At 44.5% G+C, this 969-nt stretch carries 1 protein-coding gene; it reads left to right on the top strand.

The features are described 5' to 3' along the window. Positions 1–969: AMIN domain-containing protein (locus tag A3738_RS23120; RefSeq protein WP_197473978.1), on the top strand; the 969-nt coding region annotated here is incomplete at both ends.

The following is a 969-nucleotide window of genomic DNA, read 5'->3' as shown; positions in this document are numbered from 1 at the left end:
GGTGATACAGTTGAGATTGTTCTGAGCTTTGATGAGCCTCCTGCAGAACCAAAGATCTTTACGATTGGTCAGACTGCAGACATCTCAATTACAGTTGATGGCGCAACAAATGGTTTGGATAAGCGTTATCACGAGCTTGGTCTCGGCAACGCTCACCGTATGACGGTGATCGAAGCAAAAAATAATGCGGGCCAAGCTGTTACACGCTTTGTTGTTGATCTAAATTCCATGGCACCTTACACCAGTTCTGTTGAGGGTAATGATCTGATTTTGAAGATTGGCTCAGCCGCAGCTGAAAATTCATCAGCTGAAAGCGATGCGTCAGTTAGTCAGTCTGCTTCAGGGAATGGTATTACAGCGATTGATTTTCGTCGCGGTGAGAAAGGCGATGGTCAAGTCATTATTGGTCTAGCGAATCCATCTGCTGATATCGACATGAGTGAAGTAGGTGGCAACATCCAGCTGTTGATCTCTGATGCAGAGCTTCCGGAAAGCCTTCGTCAGCGTTTAGATGTTGTTGACTTCGCAACACCTGTTTCACGTATTGAGTCTTACATTGAAGATGGTAAGGCCAAAATCGTGATCAAGCCTACCGGCAATTATGATTACTTGGCGTATCAAGCTGACGATCAGTTTGTTGTAAGCGTTGAGAAAATTACTGAAGACGAAGTAGAAGAGCGTCGCAAAGAAAAATTTCCTTTCACAGGCGAAAAGCTCTCTCTTAACTTCCAGAACATTGAAGTTCGTGCAGTATTGCAGTTGATTGCTGACTTTACTGGGTTGAACTTGGTAGCGAGTGACACTGTTGGCGGTAGCATTACTTTGCGTCTGCAAAACGTGCCTTGGGATCAAGCGCTTGAGTTAGTGCTAAAAACTAAGGGTTTAGATAAGCGCATGACAGGTAATGTTATGCTTGTTGCGCCAGCTGAAGAGATTTCAGCGCGTGAAAAACTTGAAATTGAGACGAAT

The sequence above is a fragment of the Oleiphilus sp. HI0066 genome, from assembly GCF_001635725.1.
The sequence above is the reverse complement of the archived record's forward strand: the minus strand, read 5'-3'. Positions and strand labels throughout refer to the sequence as shown.